Annotated in this window: 32 protein-coding genes and 12 tRNA genes; 4 read left to right on the top strand and 40 right to left on the bottom strand. The window is 41.2% G+C overall.

Annotation, left to right across the window (positions count from 1 at the left end):
* Positions 1–447: 447 nt before the first annotated feature.
* The gene (locus MK805_RS10715) at positions 448–1,071 is read right to left on the bottom strand and encodes a TetR/AcrR family transcriptional regulator C-terminal domain-containing protein (RefSeq protein ID WP_240875872.1); all 624 of its coding nucleotides are present in this window, start codon (positions 1,069–1,071) and stop codon (positions 448–450) included.
* Positions 1,072–1,190: 119 nt separating this feature from the next.
* Between MK805_RS10715 and MK805_RS10710 the strand changes: the two genes are divergently transcribed.
* On the top strand, positions 1,191–2,798 hold the full coding sequence (locus tag MK805_RS10710; protein ID WP_240875871.1) for an FAD-dependent monooxygenase: 1,608 nt from the start codon (positions 1,191–1,193) through the stop codon (positions 2,796–2,798).
* Between the two features lie 93 nt (positions 2,799–2,891).
* On the opposite strand, the gene groL is transcribed toward MK805_RS10710, so the two are convergent.
* From groL to MK805_RS10670, 8 genes are all read right to left on the bottom strand, one after another.
* Positions 2,892–4,532 (bottom strand): chaperonin GroEL, encoded by a 1,641-nt coding sequence (groL, locus tag MK805_RS10705; protein WP_240875870.1) that lies wholly within the window; start codon positions 4,530–4,532, stop codon positions 2,892–2,894.
* 29 nt (positions 4,533–4,561) lie between these two features.
* Complete coding sequence (gene groES, locus MK805_RS10700) at positions 4,562–4,846, bottom strand: co-chaperone GroES (protein ID WP_240875869.1); 285 nt, start codon at positions 4,844–4,846, stop codon at positions 4,562–4,564.
* A gap of 120 nt (positions 4,847–4,966) precedes the next feature.
* A complete protein-coding gene (gene tatC / locus MK805_RS10695; RefSeq protein WP_240875868.1) occupies positions 4,967–5,716 on the bottom strand; it encodes a twin-arginine translocase subunit TatC in 750 nt (249 codons plus the stop codon).
* 11 nt (positions 5,717–5,727) lie between these two features.
* The gene (locus MK805_RS10690; protein WP_240875867.1) at positions 5,728–6,387 is read right to left on the bottom strand and encodes a redox-sensing transcriptional repressor Rex; all 660 of its coding nucleotides are present in this window, start codon (positions 6,385–6,387) and stop codon (positions 5,728–5,730) included.
* Between the two features lie 73 nt (positions 6,388–6,460).
* Positions 6,461–7,009, bottom strand: a complete 549-nt coding sequence (locus MK805_RS10685; protein ID WP_240875866.1) for a 5-formyltetrahydrofolate cyclo-ligase — start codon at positions 7,007–7,009, stop codon at positions 6,461–6,463.
* Between the two features lie 222 nt (positions 7,010–7,231).
* Positions 7,232–7,501, bottom strand: coding sequence for a PIN domain-containing protein (locus MK805_RS10680; RefSeq protein WP_240875865.1), 270 nt, complete (start codon positions 7,499–7,501; stop codon positions 7,232–7,234).
* Positions 7,479–7,733, bottom strand: coding sequence for a PIN domain-containing protein (locus MK805_RS10675; RefSeq protein WP_240875864.1), 255 nt, complete (start codon positions 7,731–7,733; stop codon positions 7,479–7,481). The genes MK805_RS10680 and MK805_RS10675 overlap by 23 nt, the downstream gene beginning before the upstream one ends.
* Positions 7,730–7,978: a UPF0175 family protein gene (locus MK805_RS10670; protein ID WP_240875863.1), complete on the bottom strand. Its 249-nt coding sequence runs from the start codon at positions 7,976–7,978 to the stop codon at positions 7,730–7,732. The genes MK805_RS10675 and MK805_RS10670 overlap by 4 nt, the downstream gene beginning before the upstream one ends.
* A 266-nt stretch (positions 7,979–8,244) precedes the next feature.
* Here MK805_RS10670 and MK805_RS10665 point away from each other — a divergent pair, with 266 nt between their 5' ends.
* Both MK805_RS10665 and MK805_RS10660 read left to right on the top strand, forming a co-directional pair.
* Positions 8,245–8,550, top strand: coding sequence for a hypothetical protein (locus MK805_RS10665; protein WP_240875862.1), 306 nt, complete (start codon positions 8,245–8,247; stop codon positions 8,548–8,550).
* A 766-nt stretch (positions 8,551–9,316) separates the two neighbouring features.
* On the top strand, positions 9,317–9,664 hold the full coding sequence (locus MK805_RS10660; RefSeq protein WP_240875861.1) for a hypothetical protein: 348 nt from the start codon (positions 9,317–9,319) through the stop codon (positions 9,662–9,664).
* Positions 9,665–9,834: 170 nt separating this feature from the next.
* Here the strand turns inward: MK805_RS10660 and MK805_RS10655 are convergent, their stop codons facing one another.
* From MK805_RS10655 to MK805_RS10550, 22 genes are all read right to left on the bottom strand, one after another.
* On the bottom strand, positions 9,835–10,230 hold the full coding sequence (locus MK805_RS10655; protein ID WP_240875860.1) for a hypothetical protein: 396 nt from the start codon (positions 10,228–10,230) through the stop codon (positions 9,835–9,837).
* 259 nt (positions 10,231–10,489) lie between these two features.
* Complete coding sequence (locus MK805_RS10650; RefSeq protein WP_240875859.1) at positions 10,490–10,978, bottom strand: hypothetical protein; 489 nt, start codon at positions 10,976–10,978, stop codon at positions 10,490–10,492.
* Between the two features lie 232 nt (positions 10,979–11,210).
* On the bottom strand, positions 11,211–11,651 hold the full coding sequence (locus MK805_RS10645) for a hypothetical protein (protein WP_240875858.1): 441 nt from the start codon (positions 11,649–11,651) through the stop codon (positions 11,211–11,213).
* Positions 11,652–11,840: 189 nt separating this feature from the next.
* Positions 11,841–12,134 carry a hypothetical protein gene (locus MK805_RS10640; protein ID WP_240875857.1) on the bottom strand — a complete coding sequence of 98 codons (294 nt, stop codon included), beginning with the start codon at positions 12,132–12,134 and terminating at the stop codon, positions 11,841–11,843.
* 76 nt (positions 12,135–12,210) lie between these two features.
* Positions 12,211–13,209: a tRNA (adenosine(37)-N6)-threonylcarbamoyltransferase complex transferase subunit TsaD gene (gene tsaD / locus MK805_RS10635; RefSeq protein ID WP_240875856.1), complete on the bottom strand. Its 999-nt coding sequence runs from the start codon at positions 13,207–13,209 to the stop codon at positions 12,211–12,213.
* Positions 13,199–13,663 (bottom strand): ribosomal protein S18-alanine N-acetyltransferase, encoded by a 465-nt coding sequence (gene rimI, locus MK805_RS10630; protein ID WP_240875855.1) that lies wholly within the window; start codon positions 13,661–13,663, stop codon positions 13,199–13,201. Before rimI ends, tsaD begins: the two co-directional genes overlap by 11 nt.
* Entirely contained in the window at positions 13,660–14,361 is a 702-nt protein-coding gene (tsaB, locus tag MK805_RS10625; protein ID WP_240875854.1) for a tRNA (adenosine(37)-N6)-threonylcarbamoyltransferase complex dimerization subunit type 1 TsaB, read from the bottom strand. Before tsaB ends, rimI begins: the two co-directional genes overlap by 4 nt.
* The gene (gene tsaE, locus MK805_RS10620) at positions 14,358–14,804 is read right to left on the bottom strand and encodes a tRNA (adenosine(37)-N6)-threonylcarbamoyltransferase complex ATPase subunit type 1 TsaE (RefSeq protein WP_255724584.1); all 447 of its coding nucleotides are present in this window, start codon (positions 14,802–14,804) and stop codon (positions 14,358–14,360) included. The genes tsaB and tsaE overlap by 4 nt, the downstream gene beginning before the upstream one ends.
* 118 nt (positions 14,805–14,922) lie before the next feature.
* Positions 14,923–14,996 (bottom strand) — tRNA-Gly (locus tag MK805_RS10615).
* Positions 14,997–15,008: 12 nt separating this feature from the next.
* Positions 15,009–15,085 (bottom strand) — tRNA-Pro (locus MK805_RS10610).
* A 53-nt stretch (positions 15,086–15,138) separates the two neighbouring features.
* Positions 15,139–15,224 (bottom strand) — tRNA-Leu (locus tag MK805_RS10605).
* Positions 15,225–15,247: 23 nt separating this feature from the next.
* Positions 15,248–15,331, bottom strand: a tRNA-Leu gene (locus tag MK805_RS10600).
* Between the two features lie 13 nt (positions 15,332–15,344).
* Positions 15,345–15,420 (bottom strand) — tRNA-Lys (locus MK805_RS10595).
* A 26-nt stretch (positions 15,421–15,446) separates the two neighbouring features.
* Positions 15,447–15,521: transfer RNA gene (locus tag MK805_RS10590), tRNA-Gln, on the bottom strand.
* Between the two features lie 15 nt (positions 15,522–15,536).
* A tRNA-His gene (locus tag MK805_RS10585) sits at positions 15,537–15,612 on the bottom strand.
* A 10-nt stretch (positions 15,613–15,622) separates the two neighbouring features.
* Positions 15,623–15,699: transfer RNA gene (locus tag MK805_RS10580), tRNA-Asp, on the bottom strand.
* Between the two features lie 28 nt (positions 15,700–15,727).
* Positions 15,728–15,803, bottom strand: a tRNA-Val gene (locus MK805_RS10575).
* A gap of 5 nt (positions 15,804–15,808) precedes the next feature.
* Positions 15,809–15,885, bottom strand: a tRNA-Glu gene (locus tag MK805_RS10570).
* Positions 15,886–15,903: 18 nt separating this feature from the next.
* Positions 15,904–15,994 (bottom strand) — tRNA-Ser (locus MK805_RS10565).
* Positions 15,995–15,999: 5 nt separating this feature from the next.
* Positions 16,000–16,075, bottom strand: a tRNA-Asn gene (locus tag MK805_RS10560).
* A 177-nt stretch (positions 16,076–16,252) separates the two neighbouring features.
* Positions 16,253–16,951 carry a Bax inhibitor-1/YccA family protein gene (locus MK805_RS10555; protein WP_240875853.1) on the bottom strand — a complete coding sequence of 233 codons (699 nt, stop codon included), beginning with the start codon at positions 16,949–16,951 and terminating at the stop codon, positions 16,253–16,255.
* 60 nt (positions 16,952–17,011) lie between these two features.
* On the bottom strand, positions 17,012–17,329 hold the full coding sequence (locus MK805_RS10550) for a hydrolase (protein ID WP_240875852.1): 318 nt from the start codon (positions 17,327–17,329) through the stop codon (positions 17,012–17,014).
* Positions 17,330–17,475: 146 nt separating this feature from the next.
* On the opposite strand from MK805_RS10550, the gene cmpA reads away from it, so the two are divergent.
* A complete protein-coding gene (gene cmpA, locus MK805_RS10545; protein WP_240875851.1) occupies positions 17,476–17,610 on the top strand; it encodes a cortex morphogenetic protein CmpA in 135 nt (44 codons plus the stop codon).
* Positions 17,611–17,666: 56 nt separating this feature from the next.
* On the opposite strand, the gene MK805_RS10540 is transcribed toward cmpA, so the two are convergent.
* From MK805_RS10540 to acpS, 9 genes are all read right to left on the bottom strand, one after another.
* Positions 17,667–19,823: a Tex family protein gene (locus tag MK805_RS10540; protein ID WP_420833068.1), complete on the bottom strand. Its 2,157-nt coding sequence runs from the start codon at positions 19,821–19,823 to the stop codon at positions 17,667–17,669.
* Positions 19,824–19,978: 155 nt separating this feature from the next.
* Positions 19,979–20,764, bottom strand: coding sequence for an RNA polymerase sigma factor SigB (gene sigB, locus MK805_RS10535; protein ID WP_240875850.1), 786 nt, complete (start codon positions 20,762–20,764; stop codon positions 19,979–19,981).
* The gene (gene rsbW, locus MK805_RS10530) at positions 20,730–21,185 is read right to left on the bottom strand and encodes an anti-sigma B factor RsbW (RefSeq protein ID WP_240875849.1); all 456 of its coding nucleotides are present in this window, start codon (positions 21,183–21,185) and stop codon (positions 20,730–20,732) included. Before rsbW ends, sigB begins: the two co-directional genes overlap by 35 nt.
* 222 nt (positions 21,186–21,407) lie before the next feature.
* On the bottom strand, positions 21,408–21,758 hold the full coding sequence (locus MK805_RS10525) for a type II toxin-antitoxin system PemK/MazF family toxin (protein WP_240875848.1): 351 nt from the start codon (positions 21,756–21,758) through the stop codon (positions 21,408–21,410).
* A 5-nt stretch (positions 21,759–21,763) separates the two neighbouring features.
* Positions 21,764–22,015, bottom strand: coding sequence for a CopG family ribbon-helix-helix protein (locus tag MK805_RS10520; protein WP_160800440.1), 252 nt, complete (start codon positions 22,013–22,015; stop codon positions 21,764–21,766).
* Positions 22,016–22,328: 313 nt separating this feature from the next.
* The gene (locus MK805_RS10515; RefSeq protein WP_240875847.1) at positions 22,329–22,466 is read right to left on the bottom strand and encodes a hypothetical protein; all 138 of its coding nucleotides are present in this window, start codon (positions 22,464–22,466) and stop codon (positions 22,329–22,331) included.
* Positions 22,467–22,580: 114 nt separating this feature from the next.
* The gene (gene alr, locus MK805_RS10510; RefSeq protein WP_240875846.1) at positions 22,581–23,759 is read right to left on the bottom strand and encodes an alanine racemase; all 1,179 of its coding nucleotides are present in this window, start codon (positions 23,757–23,759) and stop codon (positions 22,581–22,583) included.
* 79 nt (positions 23,760–23,838) lie between these two features.
* The gene (locus tag MK805_RS10505) at positions 23,839–24,840 is read right to left on the bottom strand and encodes an outer membrane lipoprotein-sorting protein (protein WP_240875845.1); all 1,002 of its coding nucleotides are present in this window, start codon (positions 24,838–24,840) and stop codon (positions 23,839–23,841) included.
* 115 nt (positions 24,841–24,955) lie between these two features.
* Positions 24,956–25,306, bottom strand: coding sequence for a holo-ACP synthase (gene acpS, locus MK805_RS10500; protein WP_240875844.1), 351 nt, complete (start codon positions 25,304–25,306; stop codon positions 24,956–24,958).
* Between the last annotated feature and the right edge of the window lie 311 nt (positions 25,307–25,617).

The raw sequence follows: 25,617 nt of genomic DNA, 5'->3' as shown, positions 1-25,617 counted from the left end.
AGTAGCTTCTCCTACTTGGTTCCTTGGTGAATCATTACATTCACCCGGTGTTTTGCAACTTGACGAAAAAGACACACATGTCTTTCTCTTCATCTATTTCCTATCCAATTTTCAAAGTGCGACTGTCTCACTTGTTAGTGTTTCAAGCGCGACTTTTATATTTTATAACAACTCGTCCCGAAAATCAAGTAGAAGTTGTTGTCAGTCAGCCGTTTTGTGTGTTGCTCGCGGCGACAAGAAATAATATAACACGGTCAATAAAAGATTGCAACCCTTTTTTTATAAAAAATTTACGATAATCCAATGCCAAAAGAAAGAATATTAGTTGCACCCAATAGGTTCAACTCCAAAGAAAGAAAAAAACAACAGTCCAAGGTAAAGGAATGTTGTTTCATTTTTAGACATCTGAACTAATAAAACCATTCTCTTTGATTGCTTGATTGTACTTCACAATTTACTCTTAATCCCTGCGATTAATACTTCTAATCCAAATTGAAATTCTTTGTCCATATTTGGAATCGAAAGTTCAAAAGGAAGTCCATTTTCTTTCTTATTAGAAATTGGACTATCAGTTTTCAATCTTTTTACATCTATGAAACGATATTCCTCAATAACAAATGCAGATACATAATTGTTTAACATCCATGACACAGAGAATATATCTTCTTTATCAAATCCGAGTTTCATAAAAATATCACTGAACTTTTGAATTGATTTCAGACGGTGTGGTGTAGATGGTGGTGTTTCAACAAGAATATGTGCAGAATCACGAATGGTTAGTAAAACCGATCTCATTTGATGAAATAATTGTATTAATTGTTCTTCCCAAGGTAGTTTTTCATCAGGAAACGGAATTTGTTTGCTTATTTCTTCTGCCATGTATGTCATTAATTCCATTTTATTTTTAAAGTGCCAATATAAAGATGCGCCTTTGATTTCTAGTCTCTCTGCCACTTTTCGCATTGTTAATTTTTTAATTCCTTCTTGATTAAGAAGCTCCAATGAAGCTTTAACAATTGAATCTTTATCGATGTTTTTGCTATTTTCTTGATTCGAAAAATTCCCTGTCACTTTCGAACACTCCCTTCTTGACAAGTATATCATCTTTATTGTAATCTAACATTGTTAGCCAACTAACATTGTTAGATTACTTTGCTAATAAATTCAAATTGGAAAGGTAGATAAATAATATGAATAATAAAGTTCAATCTCATGATAAAACGATTCCAGTCCTCATAGTTGGAGGTAGTTTGGTAGGTCTTTCCCTTTCTCTTCTTCTTGCTCGGCAGGGGATTTCTTCGATGGTAGTAGAACGTCATCCAAACACCGCTATTCATCCACGTGTTGCAGGTTTAACCGCTCGAACTTTGGAAATTTTTCGCTCTTTAGGAGTCGAAGCAGATATACGAAACGTTGAACCGCCGTTCTCGAAGGAGAGTAAAGTTTTCCAAGCGGAAAGTCTTGTAGGTGAAGTGTTTAATCAAACAATTGAGGAAATGAGTGCCTTCTTTCCAGATGACAGTCCTGCAAAAGGAAGCTGTATCGCACAAGATATACTTGAGCCCATACTTCGAAAACATGCCCAGCAGAATGGAGTTGATCTTCGATACCATACAGAGATGACCTCCTTTAAACAAGATCAAGATGGGGTATCAGCTACTATTCGAAATCGATCCAACAACACTACCCAACAAATTCGAGCCAATTTCATGATAGCTGCTGATGGCGGTAAGAGTGGAATTCGAAAACAACTTGGTATTGAACAACATGGAGCAGGAACGATTATGCATAATATGAGCATGGTTTTCGAATCAGATATCGCAGAGTTATTTGCAAAACGAAATGCTGTTATGGGTTTTGTTCGAAATGAAAAAGTTATGGGAGCATTTGTACCTTATCCTGGTACCTCTGTACGATCTAATCTCTATCGAATAGATATTTGGTACGATCCATCCAAAGAATCAATCGCAGATTATCCAGAATCTCGATGCATTCCTTTGATTCGTGCAGCAATTGGGATTCCTGACATTCCAGTAAAATTAAAGACAGTACTTTCTTGGGAAATGGCCGCTCGTGTATCCGATCGCTTTCAAGAAAAACGAATTTTCCTTGTGGGTGACGCTGCCCGTGTACAACCACCAGCTGGCGCTTTAGGAGGTAATACAGGGATTGCAGAGGCACAAAACCTAGCTTGGAAATTAGCTGCAGTGCTTCGTGGTGATGCGAACTATGGTCTGCTCAATACTTATGAAGCAGAACGCTTGCCAATAGCCGATCTAACTGTCAAACAAACTACGGCTTTATCACAACAGCGTGCTACTGAGGAGATCGATCAAATTACAGTAAATACGCTGATGATTAACATGGGTTATCGTTACTTAGAAGGTGCATTTGTCCCAGAAGATAAGCCAGATACCACACAAATAAAACTACCTAACGAGTGGAGAGGACTTCCAGGAACTCGTGCACCGCATGTTGCTTTAGAACAAAACGGCAAGCAAGCTTCAACCCTTGACTTATTTGGTACTAATTTTGTTCTAATGGTTGGATCTGATGGTGAGAATTGGATTCATGCAGCTAATAAAGTAGCAAAGAAATTTAATCTTGCGCTATCTGTTCATCATATAGGGGCAGAATTCACAGACAAGGATGGACAATTCTGTAGCTCTTATGGAATCAAAACAACTGGGGCTGTTCTAGTAAGACCCGATGGAATTGTAGGTTGGAGAAATTCCGATATGGCAGATAATCCAATACAGTCTCTAGAAAGTGCGCTTTCGATTATACTTTTTAAGTAATTATTGCCCACGAGAGCGGTAAAAAACCATTAAATTTGGCCTAAAAAAAGATTCCCTTCCAATGGAAGGGAATCTTTTTGGAACATAAAGCTATTACATCATGCCGCCCATTCCACCCATGCCACCCATATCAGGCATAGCTGGAGCTTTGTTATCTTCAGGCTTATCTGCAACAACAGCTTCAGTGGTAAGAACCATTGCAGCTACAGATGCTGCGTTTTGAAGAGCAGAACGGGTAACTTTAGCAGGGTCAACTACACCAGCTTGAATCATGTTTACCCATTCTCCAGACAGAGCATTGAATCCTACTCCAACGTCTTCTTTTTTCAGACGCTCTACAATAACAGAACCTTCTAGACCTGCATTGTGTGCAATTTGGCGTACTGGCTCTTCTAGGGAACGTTTGATGATAGATACACCTGTTTTTTCATCCCCGATTGGAAGAGAAGCCTCTAATTCTTCTACTGCACGAATTACGTTAACAAGAGCAGTACCTCCACCGGATACGATACCTTCTTCCACTGCTGCACGTGTGGAGTTTAGAGCATCTTCGATGCGAAGTTTTTTCTCTTTCAATTCGGTTTCAGTAGCCGCACCAACTTTGATAACTGCTACACCGCCAGAAAGTTTTGCCAAGCGCTCTTGTAATTTCTCTTTGTCAAATTCAGAAGTGGTTTCTTCAATTTGTTGACGGATGTGAGAAACACGAGCTTTGATGTCGGTAACTTCACCAGAACCATCTACGATAATGGTGTTGTCTTTGTTTACACGTACTTGACGTGCATTACCTAGAGATTCTAAACCAGTTGTTTTCAAATCGAGACCGAGATCTTCTGTGATCACTTGACCACCGGTGAGAATAGCGATGTCTTCTAACATAGCTTTACGACGATCACCAAATCCAGGAGCTTTAACAGCTACAGCAGTGAAGGTTCCACGTAATTTGTTCACAACAATGGTGGTAAGTGCTTCCCCTTCTAGATCTTCAGCAATGATCAAGATAGGACGTCCTTGTTGTACTACTTTTTCCAAGATAGGAAGAATCTCTTGGATGTTGCTGATTTTCTTATCTGTGATAAGAATGTATGGATCATCTAATACTGCTTCCATTTTATCTGTATCGGTCACCATGTAGGATGCGATATATCCACGGTCAAACTGCATACCTTCTACTACTTCAAGTTCGGTAGTAATTCCTTTGGATTCTTCTACAGTGATAACGCCATCGTTGCCTACTTTTTCCATCGCTTCAGCAATAAGTTTACCTACTTCATCATCGTTTGCAGAAATAGCTGCTACTTGAGCAATAGACTCTTTGCCTTCGATTGGTTTTGCAATCTCTTGGATTTGGGTTACAGCTGCTGCAACTGCTTTTTCAATACCTTTGCGAACGATCATAGGATTTGCACCAGCAGCTACGTTTTTCAAACCTTCGCGAATGATCGCTTGAGCTAGTACAGTAGCAGTAGTAGTTCCATCCCCTGCGATATCGTTTGTTTTGGTAGCTACTTCTTTTACCAATTGAGCTCCCATGTTTTCGAAAGCATCTTCTAGTTCGATTTCTTTTGCAATGGTAACACCATCGTTTGTAATAAGTGGAGAACCAAATTTACGTTCCAATACAACATTACGGCCTTTTGGCCCCAAAGTTACTTTTACTGCATCTGCAAGTGCATCTACACCGCGAAGCATCGCACGGCGAGAATCTTCACTGAACTTAATATCTTTAGCCATTTTTAAAAATCCCCCTTCTTATGTAGAAATTACTCAATTACTGCAAGGATATCGCTTTCACGTAAAATGAGGTATTCTTTTTCGCCATATTTTACTTCTGTTCCAGCATATTTGGAGAAAATAACAAGGTCACCAACGTTTACTTCTACTGCAACGCGGTTTCCGTTCTCATCGACACGGCCGCTGCCTACTGCAACAATTCTGCCTTCTTGTGGTTTTTCCTTAGCGGAATCAGGTAGTACAATACCGCTAGCGGTTGTTTCTTCTTTCTCAACAGCTTCTAGAATGACTCGATCACCAAGTGGTTTGATCATGATAAGAAAACCTCCTTTTTGTCGTTCGTTTGTTAGCACTCGTCGTCGGTGAGTGCTAACACCCACTACTTATATTAATCATCTAAGTTACATTTTGCAAGGTCTCTGTGAAAAAAAATCCTAGTCTTCGTTCTCCTTTTCTTCTAATAATGATTCTCTTTCAATTCGCCGATATAACCAAACAGATAATCCAATGCTCACCTCATATAACAAGATCAATGGAACAGCTACCAAGAAGTTGGAAAGTAAATCTGGTGTGATAATCAGGGCGATTACAATTAAAATCATATACGCAACCCTACGCACTTTGATCAATAAGGATGGTGTGATCAGTCTCAGACGTGTTAAAAAGAGAACAACAACAGGTAACAAAAATAATAGTGCCAGTGGGACAATCACGTTCATCATAAAACTGATGTACTGATAAATCCCATACATCTGTTTAACACCAAGTTCTTTCGATATATTTGAGAGAAAATCAATCATCAATGGAAAAACCAAAAAGTACCCAAAGGCTAACCCCCCGATAAAAAGAAGGAAAGCGACTGGAATATAAATGAGAGCTGCTTTTTGTTCCCTTTCTTCCAGTCCAGGACGTACAAATTGCCAAAGATGATAAAGAAGTACAGGTAAAGCGAGAACAAATGCTGCAACCAGCGAGATTTGCATATAAATTTTAAATGAATCAGCTGGTGACAAAGCATACAAAGCAAAGTGTTGATTGGCATCTTTGCTGATGATCTTAAAAATATCTGCTGCATAGATAAAACTCACCACTAAACCAACAACAAAAGTAGCGAGCACCCATATAAGGCGTCGCCTAAGTTCAATGAGATGATCTGTTAATGGTTGGTATTCTTCTTCGCTCATGGATATACCCCTTAAAACTCTTCCTCTTCCAGACTTTCATCTGTTGGAAACTTTTTCAGAAAATAAATTAGCGTCTGAAGTTCCGTAGTAAGATCTATATGATGAATACGTACATGATCAGGTGCTGTTATACGTGCAGGTGTAAAGTTTAAGATTCCTCTAATTCCAGCATCTACAATAAAGTCGGCAGTTGGCTGAGCTACATTTAAAGGAACAGTCAGAATTGCTACTTCCACATGATGCAACAAAATTACTTCAGCTAACCGATCCATGGAATAAACCGGAATACCATCTATATCGGAGCCAATCTTACTTAACTCTTGATCAAAACCAGCAACAATCTTTGTGTTGTGAGAGCGGTAAAAATTGTACCGCAATAAAGCTGTCCCTAAATTCCCAACACCAATGAGTACCACATTTGTGACCTCATCTTGTTTAAGAAAATCTCTTAAAAACTGCAATAGATAAGTAACGTTGTAACCATATCCTTTTTTCCCAAGTTCGCCAAGGTAGGAAAAATCACGCCGGATGGTGGCTGGATCGATCTGTAATGCTTCACTTAAGTCAGCAGAAGAAATCCGCTGTTTGCCAATGGCATGTAATTTTTCTAAATAGCGGTAATATAATGGCAATCTTTTTGCAGTTACTTTTGGGATTTTCTGTTCTGCCAAGGATAGCCACCCCCTCCCAGCTTATATTATACGGCAAAAAATCGAACAGGCAAAATATCAAAGGAGCATATTTTTATATCTCCTTGTTAGGTGTAAGCACAAAATCCATAGGAATATCATGTACTTCTGGATAAATGGTTTCCACTATTTGTTCATCGTAAGCGATTCCACACTTGTAGACATCAGGTAATTTTTCAAAAAACCGATCATAGTGACCTTTGCCAAAACCCAATCGATATCCTTTTCGATCAAAAGCAACACCAGGAACCAAAACCAGATCGAGTTTGGTGATATCTATCTTTTCACAAGACTTATCCGGCTCCATAATATGAAAATCTCCTGTTTCCAAAGCACTAGGTGTCGTGAACAAGCGCGGAACGATCTTATCTTGTTCCATACTGGGGAGCGAAACCCTCTTTCCTGATCTCCAAGCATCTTCGAAAAGCGGATAGAGACTGACTTCATTGCGAACAGCAAAATAAGCCAATATAGAAGTCGCTTCTTGGTAAATGGGAAGTTGCTTGATTTTCTCACAAATTTTACGCGATGCTTGTATACGGTCTGGAGAACTCATTTTTGTCCGAAGTGCTATCATATCTTTTCGTATTGTTTGTTTTTTCAATACATTTTCACCTACGCTCTATCTTTCACATGAACTTATTTATCATACCACTTTTTGAGAGACATGAAAAAACCAAGCTGTATTTTGCTTGGTCAACGTTACTGAAGTCCACAGATGGACAGGCTGGTTGTATGAGAGAATACCAAGATGTTGTTACGTAAGAATTAACTTAATTAAAGAATCAGAAAGTCTAAAAACAAAGAGACAAGAAAGCTAGCTCAACTAAATCTCTCCTACATCGCGAAGGATCTTTGTGTAAAATTGTTTAGAAAGATAAAAATTTACATCAATCAATCGATCAAGAAGAGGTTTAACTTTCCCTATAAAGCCACTTTCTTTTCCCAGTACTAAAATACCAACAGTTCCAATGGGTTTAAGCATCATCGTTCTTGCTGTTTTTCTAGCACTCTGGTCATCCAAAATAACACGTTCTATCTCTAACTCCTTTGCAGCAACCATCACTTTAATCTCACCGGCATGCAAGTAACCCATACATTTTTTTCACAACTTCACCATTTTTCACTTCATATCTTTGGAATGTTTCGTTTTCCACAAGCCTAAGAAGTTCTTTACACCCATACATCTCACCATTCTGATCACTTACCGTTTCCCTATAAACTGCATTTGGAATATAAACTCTATCAAACAGTTCATCTAAAATTTCTACATGACCGATTTTAGATAAAGCGATTATGGGACTTGTATTGCAAACGATTTCTTTCATTTGGATGATCCATTCTCCTCTAACCAACTATCGATAAACTCTCTATCTTGCTCATAATGTTCTGCTGTATATTCACCCCATGGTATACGATTTCTCTTTAATACTTCCATAAATTCAAAAAGTGACAGACCAGATAATCCAGCAGCTCGTTCCAAAGACACTTTTTTCTCAACAAAAAGGAATACTGCAAGAGACAATTGGATTACTTTTTGGTCATATCCTTCAAATTCTAGGTTTTTAACCATTTCATCGGGAAGCTGAACTTCCCATTTTTTTTGTGGTTTATACCCATCCGTTCCACTTCCTTTTTTGTTCTTATCTTACTATATGCACTCCGAAATCTGCTAGCAATGCAAAAACCAGTCCACTCTTAGTCTGCACAATTTATATAAAAAGCCCAAGGTGAAATTTACCCCTTGGTTTGAATACATAAAAGTAATTCCCTCATTTCAAATGCTACTTGCTACTATCATCTATGTCGTCGATTCTTATTTTTGGGGGACGAATGCTTATGATAGTACCACAAACAAACGTCCATCCACCCTTTCCAGCCCCAACTTTAAAGAGCCGAATTTTAAAGGGTGTCTTTGTTTCTCTCCTTACATGCAGCCCCAAAGATCAGGAAGCAGAGGATCAATATCAAGCCTTCCCATACCAGTGGGTTCGCAAAGGAGAGAGAAAACAGCGTCTCCTTGAACTCACGACAAACACCAGCTCTGATCAAAGCTACAGGCTTATCGTCTGGAGAGAACTGCTTCAAAACAGCAGAGAACATAGAAGCCTCATTCGTTACGAAATGTTATCTACAGGTACGTAATCAGTATACCTGTTGTGTTTGGTTTTCAAAAGATATTTTCTAATTTGTAAAATAAGACAGAAGAAGGCTAGCCATAAGGCCAGCCTCTTTTTTATATCAATGAGTTTTTTATCGGGGGACAGATATACGAGGAAGTATGGATACCTCAACTCGACACACTGTCCTTCCGTCCAAATAAGCTGTTAGTGGGGATTGTCTCTCCCTTGAATCAACGAAAGACTAGTACTTCTTGTTCCGCTTGGACTTAGTGCACGCACATACCGACATAAAGGGCGATTCAAGCGATGACTTCAAGAGCAGAGTCGAGATCCTCACTGATCTTAGTCACGGATTTCCGACCTTCAGACCGATCAAACCGAGTCCAGATTCCAGCGTTTCGAGCTCCGCTCGAATGATCGAAAGGATGAAAACACCAGCGACTGCCACAGCGAACAGTGCGACACGGATCCTCATGATTCCAGCTCCCTAGTTACTGAACGGATGTTGTTATGCGTCTAGTATATTAAAAGGAAAGGAGAATACAACCCTTTGTAAAAAAGTACAAAAAGGAGGCCAGCCTTCTAGGCTAACCTTTCTGTGGTCTATATGAAAGTTATGGATTTACAGGGGACAGCGATGTGGACGAATGAATAATCATCGCAACATCACTGCCCTCCCGCCCCTTCGGGTGAGTGGTTGCTCAGTTTCGCTTGAATGGGGCCAAGATGGCATTCCCGATGATGAGCACCATCGTCAGGATACCCGCGGTCACAGAAGTCCACACAGCGTGATACCCGAGGAACTGCCAAGCAGAGTGCACCATGGACATCCCATGCGAAATGACGGGCCAGTGAGACCTCTGCTCCATGCTGGGACCATCTACTGGCGACATCTGGATCGGGGACTCATGGGCGGGATGCTTCGCCTCGTAGTCGGCAGGACCCTTCATCAAGACAAGAAAGAAGAAGCTCATGACCATGGCAAACAGCCCGGAACAGAAGGCGCCACTGATCTTTTCCCGGTTCAAGCGTCCACGGAACTTGTTCATAACTCTCCCTTTCCCAGCATCATGCTGGATTGTAGGACGGGAATGGTCGGTACCTTTATTATATATAGATTTTTCTTTAAAATGTAAAATTATTTTAACTTGATGTTCCGTTCACAAAATTTATTTGCAAACAAAAAAGCTAGCAAAGATACTAGCTTTTCTCATCTATATGGTCTTTCATTATATTGCGGGGGACAGTGATGTGGATGAGTGAGTACTCGATCCGACATAACTGCCCTCCCGTCCTACGGGTGTGATCAGAAGCTCTGGTACCTGCGGAACGGGTCACCGCTGCCGGCAGCTGCGCACATCGCTATGAAGCCGATGGTTCCCGCCGTCAGGAAGGGGTGCTGCAGAGCGCTCTTGGTGGAGTCCCCGAAAGACTTCATGGCGTTTTCGGAGAACTCCGCGATGTTGCGGACAACCGGAATCTGCTCAACATGGAAATCGATGACGGGACGGTGCCGCGAGTGCTCGACCGGGGCGGTGGCCACGGGAGCAGACTTGCGGTGCTCAGCCCCGTTTTCCACGCTCTTCACCACGTACATGGCGAAGAGGCAAAAACCAGAAACGAACAGGAAGACACCGGCCAGAGCCAGGGCCTGGACCAAGAACTGACGGGTACGCTCGGAAAGCTTGGACAGCTTGAACATCTGATGCTCACAATCTCCAGCTATTGCTGGTTGCAGGACGGGATACGATACTTTTATTATATACAAATATTCCTTGTAAACAAAGGCTAATCTACATACATGACAATACGAATTTTATACATCAAAAAAAGCTAGCATTTCAGCTAGCCTTATTTCATCTATATGGACTTTCATTACATTGCGGGGGGACAATTGGTGTGTACGATTGGGTGTCGTAACAGCAATTGTCCGTCCCGTCCGTGGAGCGGTCAGTGTGCGGTCACTGCCCCGAAGGGCGGATGACCGTGGGATTGACCACAATGACCATGCGCTCGATCACGATGACCATGCGTTCGACCACGACGATCACGCGCTCGACCACGACGACCATGTGGAACTGAATCTCGACGTCCAGGCGGGGCTGAGTCTCAACGACCGTAACCGGCTGAGCCTCGATGATGGCACCCCTGGAGATACGGTTCCGACGAGCGGTGTGCACCCGGTAGGCGACGTAGATAATCCCGATGATGCCATAGAGGACCAAGACGATGCTGTAGAAAAACACCAGGTAGATGAGCCAGTGCCTCAGCTCGCTCGAATTGGCGATCGACAGAAGCTGGTCCTTCGACCAGCTGTACAGCGGGAGGACCTCCTTCCGAACCGCGCCAGCCTTCTTAGGGCTGAAGAGGAAGAGTGCCCCAAACAACACGAGGAGAGCGGCGATGATCCTAGCGATGCCGTGCGCGATGGCGTGAATGTTGAATCGCATGGCTGACCTGCTTCCTTCAATCAATGGACGGGACATTCATTATTACTCTTAGTATATGGAAAAAACCGCGAAATGGGAATATTAAAAATATGGAATGAAAAAAGCTAGCACCTCTGCTAGCCTGGTTCTCATCTATATGGACTTTCATTACTTTACGGGGGACAATTGGTGTGTACGACTGGGTGTCGTAACAGCAATTGTCCGTCCCGTCCGTGGAGCGGTCAGTGTGCGGTCACTGACCGGAGGTGATCGCCTTGCGCTCCGGGCGACGCTGCTCTCGCACGTTGGTGATCACGTTCCTGATCTTCGACTTCATCGCCTCGATCTTCACCTCGATCATCTCCTTGAGGAAGTTGACCACGGCGAGGATCACGGGGTCGATGTAGCGCTTCGCGAGGAACGCGATGATGAGCGACAGACCCCAGTGGTGGATGACCCACGACATGCCGGTGTTGTTCACCATGAAGTCACCGATGGCGATGAGCTTGTGAACGAACTCCGCCTTGTGCTCATCCGTCAACTGGACGAAACCGTCCTTCAACTGGGTCAGACCCAGGAGGAGCTGGTGGAGGCCCAGGAGGATGTGCTTCTGAATCGCCTCGGCCCAGTCAGGGCGGACGATGAGGACGGCGATGACGACGACCAGAACCTTGGTGTTGAAGATGCGACGCATGATGTTGACCTGCTCTCTTCGACTAAATCGAATGGACGGGATACTAGTTGACTCTTAATATCAGTATATGGTAAATTCCACAAAATGAGAATACTTAAAATATGTTCATAAACGCAAAAAAGCTAGCAATATCTGCTAACTTTGTCTTTTTTCTTTGTTGTTTCATCTATCAATTTAACCCAAGAAAGTTTATTTACTAGTAGTATTATTCTCCTCAGATTGAACCAAATCTGCCGAACCAAAAATCTTCTCCCAAAACCCATATTTTTTTAATAAAACATATAGTATTGCAGAGTAAATCAACACGCTCTCTATCAAATGAAGTGCTTTTGTCAGATCCAGCACAAAACCATTTATCGTAAAAACAACTTGAACAGGTGCTAATAGTTTCCAAATAACCAATTGTCCTATACTAAATGCAGCGACAAATATAACGAGTTTGCCGAATTTTCTCCATTCTGACTGATTCATACTGCTCTTCATTTCCCCTAATAAATAAACCTATATCATCGAATTGTATCGTAATTATACAAAATCTAGAAGGGAAATTTGCAATAAATTAAACCAATGGGAGATTTGCTACTGCATTTAATTCCAGATCCGCTTTTTTCTCAGCATCATAAAAAAAGTATGCTGCAGATGCAATCATTGCCGCATTATCGGTACAGAGTTCAAGCGGCGGTATACATAATGTCCTATTATTTTGCTTTGCTCTATGATGCAATCGGCTGCGCAGACCGCTATTTGCCGCTACCCCGCCAGCTACAACAAGATGTTCTACACCTCTTTGCTCCATCGCTCGAAATGTCTTCTCTACAATGACATCCAACACTGCATCTTGGAAACTTGCTGCTAAGTTTTTTTCGGAGTAACGCTCATTTTGTTTGATAAACTGCATGACAGCAGATTTTAAACCACTAAAGCTAAAATCGAGTGACTCTTTTCCCAGCCATGCACGAGGCAAGGGATAAGCAGGAGAGCCTTGAGCCGCTAAACGGTCAATGTGCGGCCCTCCTGGATAAGGAAGGTTCATCAACCGAGCAACTTTGTCAAATGCTTCGCCCACTGCATCATCGCGTGTGCGTCCAATCCGCTCAAAACGCATATGATCTTCCATATAAATGAGCTCCGTATGACCACCAGAAACGACTAAAGCGATCAAAGGAAAGCGAAGAGGTGTTACCAAGTGATTGGCATAAATATGCCCTGCGATATGATGAACGGGGATCAAAGGAATACGCAAGGCAAACGCTAACGCTTTTGCGGCTGCCACCCCAATGAGCAGAGCACCGACTAAACCTGGGCCTTGGGTAACTGCTATGGCACTAAGCTGATCTTTGGTTACATTTGCTTCTGTTAATGCTTGTTCGATAATCAACGTAATCCGCTCAACGTGGCGCCTGGAAGCAACTTCCGGAACAACACCGCCAAAAGCTTGGTGAATCTCCATTTGAGAACTTATGACGTTCGACAACACTTTCTCTCCATTTACAACTACAGATACACTTGTCTCATCACAACTTGTTTCGATACCCAGTATCACGGTTTTATCCTTCATTTAAGACCAACCCCATCAGTATGGCATCTTCTCCATTGTCTGGATAATAATTTTTTCTCGTTCCGATCACAGTAAAGCCCAAGTTTCGATAAAGATGTTGAGCTCTTTGATTGGACTTTCTGACCTCGAGTGTCACTTTGGAAGCCCCCAGTTGTTTAGCCAGTTCGATCATATAAGCCACGATTTCTTTTCCTGTACCCTGTCCGCGATAATCAGGATGAAGAGCGACATTGGTAAGTTGAGCTTCATCCAGTACTACCCACATTCCCGCATATCCAACTACGTTTCCATCTACAAGGGAGACTATATAATAAGCCAAATCATTTGCAGTAATCTCATCTTCAAACGAGATTTCACTCCAAGGATCAGTGAAAGAAAGTTTCTCAATCTCCATAACGGAAGAAATATCCGTTACCTTCATCGGGCGAAACAAAACCGTTTTGATAGAGTTCATGTTAAACGCCCCAATAAATTTTTCTCAGCCAATGTCAATTGCAAATAATTAGGAGAGAAGTCATGTCGTTCACCCTTACCTGTTTCCAGCCATTTTTGCAGGGATAATATGCCAAGATTACTTGCACGTGGAAGATTATGACTAGTCGGCGCCATAATCGCTCTTTCTTTTAATGCAGATGTTATTTTATCGCTAAACATAGTGACATCATCACCAATGAATAGTGTCTCATTTTGGTCTTGTTTCAACTGCTCCAGGAGATCATCCACCAAAATAATTTGTTCTGGCAATTTAAGTTGCAGACGGTCTTCTTGCCCTTGGTATACTGCCGTATAGGCTTGTTCACGTCTTGCATCAATTAATGGAACAATATTTCCTGGGAAATGCAGTCCGTTCATCGCGATAACTTCCAGTGTGGAGACAGCAAGAAATGGTTTATGTAAAGCCCATGCAAACGTTTTAATGGTTGTAACACCGATTCGAACTCCTGTATAGGAACCAGGCCCTGCGGTAACTGCAAATAAATCCATATCCGATAACGTCATATCTAAATCTGTTAACAGTTCGCTGATAGCAGGCATCAATCGAACAGAATGATTTTTCTTCAGATTGGTAGTCTTCTCTCCAAGTATTTTTTGCTCATTTAATACAGCAATACTTAGTACAAGCGTAGAAGTATCCACTGCTAATATATTCATAGTCCCCTTAACTCCTTGTACAATGTGGAAGAATCGATTTTAATGGCTCTATCCCCTGTGGGCAGGGCTTCTATTTCAATAAAAATGGTCTCTTTCGGTAACAACGAAACAATTCGTGATGGCCATTCGACTAAACTCACACCATCTCCATATAAATACTCATCTAAACCTAGTTCTTCCACGCTGTCTTCCTCTAATCGATACACATCCATATGATAAAGAGGTAATCTTCCCTCATAAACTTTTAAAATGGAAAAAGTTGGGCTGTCTACATACTCTTCTACACCAAGCCCCTTAGCTAAACCTTGCGAAAAAGTTGTTTTACCTGCTCCCAGTTCACCAGATAAAGCAATAACGGCTCCCTTAGATAACTTCGTGCCTATTTGAAATGCTAATGCTCTTGTTTCCGTTTCATTTGCTGTATAAATAATCGGTTTATCCAAGGTTTAAACACCGTCCATGTTTATGAAATAATACTATCTTACCAAGAAACAGGAAAAGAAGAAAGTTTTGAGGCTCCAGATAAAGGAAAAAGCTGTGCAGATGCACAGCTCTTTGTGATGGAGCGGGTGAAGGGAATCGAACCCTCACATTCGGCTTGGAAGGCCGATGTTCTACCATTGAACTACACCCGCATATATGAAGTTTGGTCGGGGCGACAGGATTTGAACCTGCGACCTCCTCGTCCCGAACGAGGCACTCTACCAAGCTGAGCCACGCCCCGGCTTTGGTATAAAAAAAGAAAAGTTACAGTCATAACTCTTCGATGTGTGAAATTGGTGCGGTCGATGGGACTCGAACCCATACGGCCTAGGGCCACTACCCCCTCAAGATAGCGTGTCTGCCAATTCCACCACGACCGCAAAATATAAAGTTTATAAAAATATGGTACGGGTGAAGGGACTTGAACCCCCACGCCTCTCGGCGCCAGAACCTAAATCTGGTGCGTCTGCCATTCCGCCACACCCGCATATTTTTGAAAATGGTGAGCCATGAAGGACTCGAACCTTCGACCCTCTGATTAAAAGTCAGATGCTCTACCAACTGAGCTAATGGCTCTTACTTATTTAAACTTGCCTAAAAAATGGCTGGGGAGGAAGGATTCGAACCTTCGGTACACGGTACCAAAAACCGATGCCTTACCTCTTGGCTACTCCCCAAAAGTGTGAAAAAAGTGGGGCGATCGAAGGGATTCGAACCCTCGAGTGCCGGAGCCACAATCCGGTGTGTTAACCGCTTCACCACGACCGCCACAAAAAAATGGCGGGGCTGACGGGATTCGAACCCGCGGTCTCCTGCGTGACAGGCAGGCATGTTAGGCCTCTACACCACAGCCCCGTATAGGTAAAGATATATATTTTGAATCTGGTGGGCGTTGACGGGATCGAACCGCCGACCCCATGCTTGTAAGGCATGTGCTCTCCCAGCTGAGCTAAACGCCCAAAAATGGTGACCCGTAGGGGATTCGAACCCCTGCATGCCAGCGTGAAAGGCTGGTGTGTTGAACCGCTTCACCAACGGGCCATTGAAAACCGAAATGTCTGGCGGAGAGAGAGGGATTCGAACCCTCGCATGGCTGACGCCATCTAACGGTTTAGCAAACCGTCCTCTTCGGCCTCTTGAGTATCTCTCCTAAGTTGGCTCCCAAAGCAGGACTCGAACCTGCAACCTATCGGTTAACAGCCGATTGCTCTGCCAATTGAGCTATTTGGGAACATTTTTGAAGACAAGAGTTATTTTATCAAAAAGTGCTACTTAATGCAAGCTTTTTTTATCCGCTTCAAGCGACTTCTATAATCTAGCATGATTTGTCCTTTCACGTCAAGCATAAATTTTCATTCTTACAAAAAAACCTCCTCACCTGATGTGAGAAGGCTTTGCTTACTGCTAATTAGTCTCTGCTCAAAATGTTGATCAAGTTTTGCAAGATCGCAATAAAGTCAATATAAAGCATCAACGCGCCATAAATAGCTACTTTTGTAGCTGTGTTTTCATCCATGGATTGAATGCCAGCACTCATATGTTTAATATTTTGCACATCATAAGCGGTAATCCCGCAAAAAACGACGACAACAATATAGGAAAGGATTAAACTTCCTGTACTACTGTGCAAAAAGAATACATTCACCAAAGTAGCGAGTGTCAATCCCAAGAGAAGCATCAAGAAGATAGAACCCATTTTAGAAAGATCAGCTTTGGTAATAAATCCAATCGCTGCCGAGATACCAAACATACCAGCTGTTATTATAAAAGCTGAACCTATTGTACTGACTTCTACATAAGCAAAATATAAGCTAAAGGTTACCCCATTTATAGCTGCATACAAGAAAAACAAAAACGTCGCTGTGAAAGCAGATATCCTGCCGATCAAAGCCGAGATAGCCATTACAATTACAATTTGAACAATGATGGCACCCCAGATGATACTTCTGTGAAATTCAATTAGGCCAGATATATTTATATTACTACTTAAGAAATAAGCAATAATTCCTGTAAGTAGTAAGCCAGCAAACATCCACGAAAAAACGCGTTGAAATAAGCCTCGATCTGTTCTAACCGCAGAAGAAGATTGATAGTATTGTGGTCCCACTACTCATTCCTCCAATATGGATATAAAAACAATTTCTCAACTCCAAGTATACTTATTTGATCAAGAAAGATCAAGCAAACCTAGACTTTCTATGCTCTTTTTCGTCTCTTCTGTTCCCAATTGGTAAATCGTCGAATAAATTTCTCGAACATTTTCGTCTACATCTGTACTCGCTTTTTGCCGGTCTTCTGTTTGAAAAGGCATATGCGACTGGACAAAAGTATCCCACTCTTTATTATATGTTTGTTGAAACAAATCTTGTAAGTCTTTTATTTCCTGATCTGTTGCCTGAATTTCAAAATCATATGGTGCATCGTCTAACAACTGCTCGGAGTGAATGGTTCCATCAACTGTTACATAATAGGTTTGTTTTTTCATTTAAAATTCACCTCTTCTACCTTTTTCCCTCAAACTTTTCATTTCATGCATACTTTTTTCGCGAATTCTTATAAGTGTAGGCACAAGACAACCCCTGTCTGTAATAAACATAAGTAAATATCAGTTTTATACAGGGGGAATATGCCATGCCCAATTGGCTTAGTAAGCAATTGATGCAAGCATTTCGGCAAAAAGATCGCGGTCAAATACGTTTTTTAAACCGATGCTGGTTTACTTTTATAAAAAAAGAATACGAGAGCAAAGATAAAAATTTATTTTGAGATTGAAAATGAGGAGTTTCAGCAAAAAAAGCTAGGCATCTACCTAGCTTTCTTTTTTATTCTTGTACCATAGTGAGACTGACCCGGTCACGGATTTTATCGACAGAAAGCACCCACACATCCACAATATCCCCTACTGTAACTATATCCATCGGATTACGAACAAATCGGTTGCTGAGCTTGGAAATATGGACAAGACCATCATTTTTTAATCCTATATCTACAAATGCCCCAAAAGCAACAACGTTGCGAACAGTTCCTTTTAAGTGCATTCCTGTCTCCAAGTCTTCCGCTTTTAACACATCGGATCGAAGAATGGGACTAGGTAAAGATTCTCTGGGATCTCTTCCTGGACGGAGCAGGGAATCAATCATATCTCTAAGTGTTGGTACGCCACTATTTAATTCCAATGCCATCTTTGAGACATCGACATTTTTTAACTTTTCCTTGGATTGATCCAGACCCAATTCTTCTACTGAAATACCGAGTTTTAGCAAAAGTTGTTCAGCAATGGGATAAGATTCGGGGTGAATAGGTGTTTTATCGAGTGGATTATCACCTTCGCGAATACGCAAAAATCCAACACATTGTTCGAATGTTTTTGCTCCGAGTTTTGGTACTTTTGTAAGCTGCTTTCGGTTTGTATATTTTCCAATCTTTTCACGCTCTGCTACTATGTTTTTTGCTACTGTCTTGCTCACTCCTGAGATATATTGGAGCAAAGATGGAGAAGCAGTATTGACGTCCACTCCAACATAGTTAACAGCTGACTCTACGACTTGAGTTAATGACTCTGATAGTCTCTTTTGATTTACATCATGTTGGTATTGTCCAACACCAACTGATTTTGGATCGATTTTAACCAATTCTGCTAGTGGATCTTGCAGCCTCCTTGCTATAGAAACTGCACTTCTTCTAGCTGCATCTAACTCAGGAAACTCTTCTTTCGCCAATGGAGAAGCGGAATAAACACTGGCACCAGCTTCATTGACAATCACATAGTACAAGTCTTTATCGGATTCTTGAATCACTTCTGCAATGAAATCTTCTGTTTCTCTTGAAGCAGTTCCATTTCCAATTGCAATTAAACTAATTGGGTATTTTTCTAATAGCGCGTAAACTTTTTCCTTTGCTTCTTCTACTCGATCATTTGGCTTTGTGGGATAGATGACATCAATATCTAATAATTTACCTGTATCATCAACTACTGCTAATTTACATCCAGTCCGGTAAGCAGGGTCGACACCAAGAACTACTTTTCCAGCAATCGGTGATTGGAGTAATAGATGTTTTAAGTTCTCTTTAAAGATATCAATTGCTTTTTCTTCCGCATCTGCCAGCATTTTCGCATGAATTTCTCGATCGATAGAAGGAGCGATCAAACGCTTATAGCTATCTTGCATAATCGGAAGTGTATATGTATTTTCATGAGGGAACCATTTACGAAGTAAAGTATAAACCTCTTCCTCTTGTACCTTAATTTTTAGTTTCAGCACCCCTTCTCTTTCCGCTCTGCGAACGGCAAGAACACGATGAGAAGGCATGGTTCGTATGGATTCTTGATAATCATAGTACATCTCATAAACAGTAGACTCATCAGCATCTACTGCCTTTGATTCTAGTATCCCTTGATTCCAAGTATAGGTGCGTACCCATTTCCTCGTGTCAGCATCTTCTGAAAGCTCTTCTGCCAGAATATCCAGTGCCCCTTTTATGGCTTCCTCAATGGATTTGACATTTTTCTCCTCGTTTACAAAAGAAGCTGCCAATTCTTCGCTATTTACAGTCTCTCTGGACTCTAAAATAATTTTAGCTAATGGTTCCAAACCTTTTTCTCTTGCCATACTCGCCCTAGTTTTACGCTTTGGACGATAAGGGAGATATAAGTCTTCTAACTCTTGGAGTTTGGTCGCTTTCACTAATTTTTGATGCAGTTCTTCTGTCAGCTTCCCCTGTTCATCTATCAATCGGATAATTTCATCTCGACGAGCATACAACCCTGCAATATAGCGATATCTTTCTTCAATTTGGCGAAGCTGTTCTTCATCCAGCTCTCCAGTCATTTCTTTTCGATAACGCGCGATAAATGGTATTGTGTTCCCTGCTTCTAACAATTCCATCGTTACTTTTACTTGCTCTACTCGAAAGGATAACTCTCGAGCAACTTGCTCGATTAAATCCATAACGTCTACAGTTGCTTCCATAACTTCCATCTTTGCACCACCTAAACTTGTGTTCGCTCTATTTTGGCATACTTGGCTATCTCGTGTAAAACAGGATAACGAAAAAAAATTGCCCACAAAGTGGACAAGTTGTAGCTTTCTTCAGCGGGCGCGGGAAAGCATTTGTTATGTAGAATCACAGGTGTCTAAATGATTTCCGACAAATCCATGCGTATCGTTTGACGAAGCTTTTTGAGGGCACGACGCTGCAATCGGGAAACATGCATTTGAGAAATTCCTAGGCGATCCCCCACCTGCTTTTGACTCAAGTTTTCAAAGAAAATCAATTCTAAAATTTCTCTTTCTCGACTACTGAGCGATTGAAAGATCTTCTCTAATAATAATTGCTTATCAATTTTTTCGAATGCTTCATCCTCTGCCCCTACAAGATCAAATAATGTCAGGGGATTTCCCTCGGTTGAAGATTCGATTGGAGAGTCCATGGAGACCGCTTGATAACTTCGACCCATTTCCATTGTCTCTAAAATTTCTTCAGGTGTGACTTCTAGATATTCTGCAATTTCCGTAACCAATGGGGATCGTTGTAGATTGATGGTGAGCTGCTCCACTGCTTTTTTAATACGAGGACCTAGTTCTTTAATTCTGCGGGGAACATGAACACTCCAAGTTTTATCACGTATATGACGTTTTACTTCTCCAACGATCGTAGGGACAGCAAAACTTTCAAAACTTCTGCCCACTTCTGGATCATATCGTTTAATCGCAGCGAGTAAACCAATCATGGCTACCTGTACAAGGTCTTCATATAATTCCTGCCCGCGTGAAAATTTGTATGCGACGGATTCCACCAAGTCGCGAAACTGGGTGACTAGCTGTTCCTGGGCTTCTCTATCTCCTTCCCGCCTATACCGATCGACTAGCTCAATAATTTGATCTTCATCGAGTCGGGTAGGATGCGGGCGACCCGGCATGCTCCTCCACTCCATTCTCTTTTATAAATTTAGTCAGCTTAACTACTACCCCTCCTTCGTCTTGAATATCGACTTGATCCATCAGGGATTCAATAAAATATAATCCCAAATCTTGTTCGCGTAATGCCTTTAGTTCTTGGCTTTCTAAATCTTCTTCGTTTATACACTGATCTGCTACTTCAATTTCGAGGCGATTGGAGAATATATTGCAACATACTCTTATGTCACCATCTCCATCTGTATATAGTGCATCTACTGCATTTGTACAAGCTTCAGATACTGCTAATTTTAAATCCTCAATATCATCATAAGAAAAACCCATCCGATTGGCAATCCCAGAGACCGCTAAACGAGCAATACTGACAAAGTCACTTTTGGCGGGAATGACTAAATTCACCAGATCAAGGGGTTGTTCCTTCATTGCAATTCATCCTCCTGAGGGTTTCAAAATCAAAAACCTTCTTCAATTTGTTTACTTCATTTTTTCCCAATAGATACTGGACATGCTCTTCGCTTGAAACGAACCAAATACATTGTTATGCAAGTGTTAATGAACATTAGATGAATTCACAAGATCATTTCCCCGTAAAGAAAAGTTGTAAACATAAAAAAAAGCAGGCACCATGACCTGCTAAATGAAATGTTAAAAATCAATAAGTCCTAAACTTATCTGAAGTGCATCATTTACTCTACTCATCATTTCTTCATCAAGATGAGTGATTTTATCTGTTAGCCTCTGCTTGTCAATCGTCCGGATCTGTTCCAGCAAAATGACCGAGTCTCGATCAAAACCATATGCTTTAGCATTAATCTCCACATGGGTAGGTAGCTTGGCCTTTTGTATCTGGGCAGTAATCGCGGCGACGATAACAGTGGGGCTAAAGCGGTTTCCTATATCGTTTTGAATAATCAAAACAGGCCGAACCCCACCTTGTTCGGATCCGACCACAGGGGAAAGATCAGCAAAATACACATCGCCACGCTTTACGATCAAGATACCTACACCCCGCTAACCAAACGATCCAAGGTACAATCAGCTTCCTCTTCCGCTTGAAAAGCTTCGTGTGATATCCCTAGATTAATTCGAGCCATTTCCATGTACCCTTTTTTCATCATTTCTCGAATGAAGCGCTTTTTTCTCTCACGGAGATACAACTTCATCGCTTGACGAATAAATTCGCTTCGATTGGAGTTATCCTGTTCTACCAAACCATCCACTTCTTGAAGCAAATTTTTCGGTAGGCTGATCATGATTCTCTTGGTACTAGACAAAATATGTGCACCCCCAACCAATCTACACCGTTAGCGATATTTAGTAAAACCTACAATTTTTACTGTAATGTCCCTATAACACCACATAATACTACCATTATGTTGAATGGAACGCAAAAATATACGATATAAAACATCGCAAACGAAAAACATTCCTAGCAAATATAAAAATAGTCCATATTGAGATTCTACACGATTAAATCGTGAGATTGTTAGGCAGTTAACGCACAATTCATTTCTGTTTTGTGCGACTCCCAAGTTAAGGGCTGTCTCATCAGCCCATTCTATGCAGTTAAAAATGTACCTGCATAGGTGGAATACCTGCTGCCAGCGTTCTCGTTTTTTTACCTCGAACGAATTTACCTCTGAGAAAATTATTGTCTGAAGAAATCCCAATAAAGAGGTAACTTACTGCCAGTAGGATGAGCACTGCTCATGTGCTCTAATTTACAAAATATTCCCTTCGCTTGCAACTATTTTTTAAGGCTTTCAAGAAAGGAAGTATTTATTGTAACTTTATTCGTGCAAAAAAGGAAAATTCCTTTTATCTTTTGTTTCCCTCTTCAGAATGAAGTGCATTCCGAGTTGAAACAAGTTGGCCATTTTGGAAATACAGGCGAGGTACTCGGCTGCCGAGACGGGTTACAATCTCATAGTGAATCGTATCGATTTGCTCTGCAATCTCATCAGCTGTAATCTCCTCAGCCCCTTGTTTGCCAATCCAAACCACTTCATCATGGACAGCCACCGGCATTGCCTTATTTACTCTCAGCATCACTTGATCCATACAAACGCGACCCACGATCGGAACCCGAGTACCACCGACAAGCGCTGTCCCTTTGTTAGACAGATGTCGGGGCAGTCCATCTCCATACCCGATTGGAATGGTCGCGATCCATTCATCGGTGGAAGTCGTATACGTTTTGCCATAACTAATACCTGAACCCTTAGGCAAACATTTAAGTTGTGTGATAGATGATTTCAAACTCAGTGCTCGTTTCAACTTGACATCTGGATTTGATACATCCTGAAATCCATACATACTAATACCTATGCGTACTAAGTTACACCATTTCTGCTTCATACGCAAAGCACCAGCACTGTTAGCAGCATGTCTAAGCGGAATTTCAATTCCTAATTCATCTAATTGTTGCAGAATCTCCTCGAATAGATGCAACTGATGATCAAAGTAATCCGAATTTTCATCATCGGCTGTAGCAAAATGCGTATATATTCCTTCAAGTTCCACCCATTTCAAGTTATTAACCTGGTTGATAAAGGAAATAACTTCACTCGGTGCTATTCCCAATCTACCCATCCCTGTATCTACTTTTAAATGGACCTTCGCAGTTTTCCTCAATCTCTGCGCTACCTGTTCAATCTGTCTTACATGATTTAGATCAAAGACCGTAAAAGTCAAATTGAACGAAAGAGCAGCTTCGATAGCATGTGGAGGAATATATCCAAACACAAGAACAGGAGCTCTTATCTGTGCCTCTCTTAACTGAATGCCCTCATCTACAAATGCTACACCTAAATGGCTTGCTCCTGCAGAGATTGCAGCAAGAGACACAGTAACAGCTCCATGTCCATACGCATCGGCTTTTACCGCCGCAAGGATCTTCGTTTCAACTGGTAAAATTCGGCGAAACTGAGTAATGTTATGCTCAATCGCATCAAGATCCACTTCAATACGGGTATCTCGATAATACGTATGCTCCACTTCCGTTCACCTCAGCAATAGCCAAATGAAAATAATTAGTCTTATTATAACAAAATTGGCTATAGCTTAAAACAAATTATTATTTTTCAGTTTGATTCAATACCGAATTAGCAATTTTTTGCATTTCTTCTAATGGGATATTTCCTACCAGTTCAAAATCTTTCCCATCCATTGTCCAAGAAAGATGCTGCTGGGTAGCAAATTTCATCCAAACACCTTCTGCGTCGTCTAAATCAATGGGATCACCTTTCATCGACGTACTAACTTCCATTGTTTTCGCTAACCTTTGGGTGAGTGTAAACGGTTGTTTCCCCATAAATCGCATCACAACAATAGGTCCATGCATACCTTGAATGGTTTCTTCATCTATTAATCTACTGCCACTAGGCAAGTAACCCGGGGTTACAGCAGATAATGTTTTTGACGTATTTGCCATCGTTTGTTTTGTGTTCTCTGGTAATCCTTGAAGATTACGGTCCATATCAAAAGCATCTTTGTCAAATGTAGTATCCAGTTTAAACTTATCGTATTTGACTTGAACCATTACATGATTATTCTCATCTAAAATGTTAACCCGTTTTGGCAAATAATCTCGATCCAGCCAAATTTGTTGTTTCACCCAAGTACGATGGTAATCATTATTCGTAGCTACATCAAAACGATAATCATTCTTTTCGGTTCGAAATTGCCGCTTTGGGTCTGTGATCACATTTTGTAAAATGGATTGGTACAAATAAATTTGTCCACTATTAAGCGGCCAGTCACTTTGGAAGCGAAAACTTTTTTTCAAGTGTGGAGTTAAAACATATACACCACTTTTGTTTTTTAATAAGATTTGTGTAATATTTTTCTTTGTGTTTGTAAGTGCGACTCGATAAAAATTAGGCTTCTGATACCAAACCTCAATATCAATGGATTGTGGCTCTTGTCCATTGTTTATCGTCATAGTTCCATGACTGGAATACGACTCCAAGTGCTGAGATCGATCAGTTAAATCTTCTATGACATCTTTGGAATCTTTCGGACCACAAGCAGTCAACAATAAAAATAAGCAAAGTACACCAGCCCATCTTGCTTGCATTTCTCTCCTCCTTATCATTTTTAGGAAACAAGATATGTCTGTCCTTTAATTGGTACATGTTTATGCTTGCAAAAGCTGGTTATTCGTGAAAAAAAATAGCCCTTCAACAGAAGAGCTATTTTTCCAATACAACCATCGCCACTGCATAATGATCACTGTGAGAAATAGACAAATGAATGTTAGGTTTATTTTCTGAATTTCCCCACACTGCTTGAGGCGCTCCTAACGAATTAGCAAGTATAGATACATCATGAAAACCAAAATCCGCCCCGATTCCAGTACCTAAAGCCTTGGAAACTGCTTCTTTTGCGGCAAAACGACCTGCTACAAACTCTATCTTTCGCTTCTCTTTTTCTGGTACCAAAGCCTGTTCGCTCGGGGTTAAAATTCGGTTTATCAATCGGTCGATTCCAATCTGCTGAATACGTGACAACTCTACAATATCTGTCCCTATGCCTACAATCACTGCTTCACACCTTCCCAAATTTCTAACTCTATTTAAAGTTTATAAAAAGGCTGAAACCCATAATCAGCTAACCTCCAACATCTTAACTATAACAAGAAAATGCAAAAGTTAGCACATGATGACTGTCTATTTTTTCTATTAAAATTTTCGTGATAATGATGTTATAGTAACGATGTATTATTGGATCTATCTTGGAGAATTCCCATGGGAACTCATCCTGCAGTAGCCTTTCGAGCTTTCGTGGAGTACGTCAACGAGCGATATGGGACGGGCCTTAAGTTGGGACCCACAGGCACTGATGCCTCAAATGG

Source organism: Shimazuella soli (genome assembly GCF_022511585.1).
Classification (GTDB): domain Bacteria; phylum Bacillota; class Bacilli; order Thermoactinomycetales; family Thermoactinomycetaceae; genus Shimazuella; species Shimazuella soli.
This window is presented reverse-complemented; position numbering and strand designations above follow the sequence as displayed.

What these genes read in the sequence shown, in the direction of transcription:
- MK805_RS10710 (WP_240875871.1), top strand. Translation starts at nt 1,191, where the DNA reads ATGAATAATAAAGTTCAATCTCATGATAAAACGATTCCAGTCCTCATA.
- groL (WP_240875870.1), bottom strand. Translation starts at nt 4,532, where the DNA reads ATGGCTAAAGATATTAAGTTCAGTGAAGATTCTCGCCGTGCGATGCTT.
- groES (WP_240875869.1), bottom strand. Translation starts at nt 4,846, where the DNA reads ATGATCAAACCACTTGGTGATCGAGTCATTCTAGAAGCTGTTGAGAAA.
- tatC (WP_240875868.1), bottom strand. Translation starts at nt 5,716, where the DNA reads ATGAGCGAAGAAGAATACCAACCATTAACAGATCATCTCATTGAACTT.
- MK805_RS10680 (WP_240875865.1), bottom strand. Translation starts at nt 7,501, where the DNA reads ATGGGTTACTTGCATGCCGGTGAGATTAAAGTGATGGTTGCTGCAAAG.
- MK805_RS10675 (WP_240875864.1), bottom strand. Translation starts at nt 7,733, where the DNA reads ATGAAAGAAATCGTTTGCAATACAAGTCCCATAATCGCTTTATCTAAA.
- MK805_RS10670 (WP_240875863.1), bottom strand. Translation starts at nt 7,978, where the DNA reads ATGGTTAAAAACCTAGAATTTGAAGGATATGACCAAAAAGTAATCCAA.
- MK805_RS10665 (WP_240875862.1), top strand. Translation starts at nt 8,245, where the DNA reads ATGATAGTACCACAAACAAACGTCCATCCACCCTTTCCAGCCCCAACT.
- MK805_RS10655 (WP_240875860.1), bottom strand. Translation starts at nt 10,230, where the DNA reads ATGTTCAAGCTGTCCAAGCTTTCCGAGCGTACCCGTCAGTTCTTGGTC.
- MK805_RS10650 (WP_240875859.1), bottom strand. Translation starts at nt 10,978, where the DNA reads ATGCGATTCAACATTCACGCCATCGCGCACGGCATCGCTAGGATCATC.
- MK805_RS10645 (WP_240875858.1), bottom strand. Translation starts at nt 11,651, where the DNA reads ATGCGTCGCATCTTCAACACCAAGGTTCTGGTCGTCGTCATCGCCGTC.
- MK805_RS10640 (WP_240875857.1), bottom strand. Translation starts at nt 12,134, where the DNA reads ATGAAGAGCAGTATGAATCAGTCAGAATGGAGAAAATTCGGCAAACTC.
- tsaD (WP_240875856.1), bottom strand. Translation starts at nt 13,209, where the DNA reads ATGAAGGATAAAACCGTGATACTGGGTATCGAAACAAGTTGTGATGAG.
- rimI (WP_240875855.1), bottom strand. Translation starts at nt 13,663, where the DNA reads ATGAACTCTATCAAAACGGTTTTGTTTCGCCCGATGAAGGTAACGGAT.
- tsaB (WP_240875854.1), bottom strand. Translation starts at nt 14,361, where the DNA reads ATGAATATATTAGCAGTGGATACTTCTACGCTTGTACTAAGTATTGCT.
- MK805_RS10550 (WP_240875852.1), bottom strand. Translation starts at nt 17,329, where the DNA reads ATGAAAAAACAAACCTATTATGTAACAGTTGATGGAACCATTCACTCC.
- cmpA (WP_240875851.1), top strand. Translation starts at nt 17,476, where the DNA reads ATGCCCAATTGGCTTAGTAAGCAATTGATGCAAGCATTTCGGCAAAAA.
- MK805_RS10540 (WP_420833068.1), bottom strand. Translation starts at nt 19,823, where the DNA reads ATGGAAGTTATGGAAGCAACTGTAGACGTTATGGATTTAATCGAGCAA.
- sigB (WP_240875850.1), bottom strand. Translation starts at nt 20,764, where the DNA reads ATGCCGGGTCGCCCGCATCCTACCCGACTCGATGAAGATCAAATTATT.
- rsbW (WP_240875849.1), bottom strand. Translation starts at nt 21,185, where the DNA reads ATGAAGGAACAACCCCTTGATCTGGTGAATTTAGTCATTCCCGCCAAA.
- MK805_RS10520 (WP_160800440.1), bottom strand. Translation starts at nt 22,015, where the DNA reads ATGATCAGCCTACCGAAAAATTTGCTTCAAGAAGTGGATGGTTTGGTA.
- MK805_RS10505 (WP_240875845.1), bottom strand. Translation starts at nt 24,840, where the DNA reads ATGCAAGCAAGATGGGCTGGTGTACTTTGCTTATTTTTATTGTTGACT.